This is a genomic window from Streptomyces viridosporus (genome assembly GCF_002078235.1).
GTDB classification, from domain to species: Bacteria; Actinomycetota; Actinomycetes; order Streptomycetales; family Streptomycetaceae; genus Streptomyces; species Streptomyces viridosporus.
Genome location: NZ_MSGP01000632.1, coordinates 217 through 792, shown reverse-complemented (window position 1 = coordinate 792; position 576 = coordinate 217). Strand labels below are relative to the sequence as shown.

Below are 576 nucleotides of genomic sequence, written 5' to 3'. Positions count from 1 at the left end.
GTCGTCTTGCCCACGCCGAACCCGCCCGCCACGAGGATCTTGAGTGCCGTGGGGAACGGGTCGGCGCCGTCGACGCGGTCAGAGCTGTCGTCGTAGTCCATCGAGCACTGCCTCCAGAAGGGCCCGGTCCGTCGGGTTGTGGTGGAACGCGGGGGGTTTGTCGGTCAGCGCCCCGCAGTCGACGAGGTCCGCCAGCAGCACCTTGGTGACGGCCACCGGCAGCCCGAGATGGGCGGCGACCTCGGCGACCGGGACGGGCGCGCGGCACAGGTCGAGCGCCTGCGCGTGTTCGGGGCCGAGGTAGCCGAGGGGGGCGGAACCGGTGGCTCTCACCTGCGACATGAGGTCGAGCGCGACGGTGGGCCGGGTACGGCCGTTGCTGACCGTGAAGGGGCGCACCAGCCGCCCGGCCGCGTCGTCGAGCCAGGGCCCGTCGCCGGCCGACGTCACGCTCAAGGCCTCATCGCCGGGGGTTCGGCGGACGGCTGCCGGGGCGCGGTCATCAGATACGGCCGGACGCTCTTGACCAGCATCGCCATCTCGTAGCCGAGCACCGCCGCGTCGGCCTCGCGGCCG

1 protein-coding gene and 2 pseudogenes are annotated in these 576 nt (G+C 73.3%); all 3 read right to left on the bottom strand.

The genetic code is table 11. The features are described from left to right. Positions 1-101, bottom strand: a pseudogene (locus tag B7L92_RS43060) (ATP-binding protein); the annotation flags it as partial. Further along, positions 79-450 carry a DUF742 domain-containing protein gene (locus B7L92_RS34690; protein WP_081241202.1) on the bottom strand — a complete coding sequence of 124 codons (372 nt, stop codon included), beginning with the start codon at positions 448-450 and terminating at the stop codon, positions 79-81. The pseudogene B7L92_RS43060 and the gene B7L92_RS34690, both read right to left, overlap by 23 nt. A gap of 2 nt (positions 451-452) precedes the next feature. Further along, positions 453-576: pseudogene (locus B7L92_RS43055) on the bottom strand (roadblock/LC7 domain-containing protein); the annotation flags it as partial.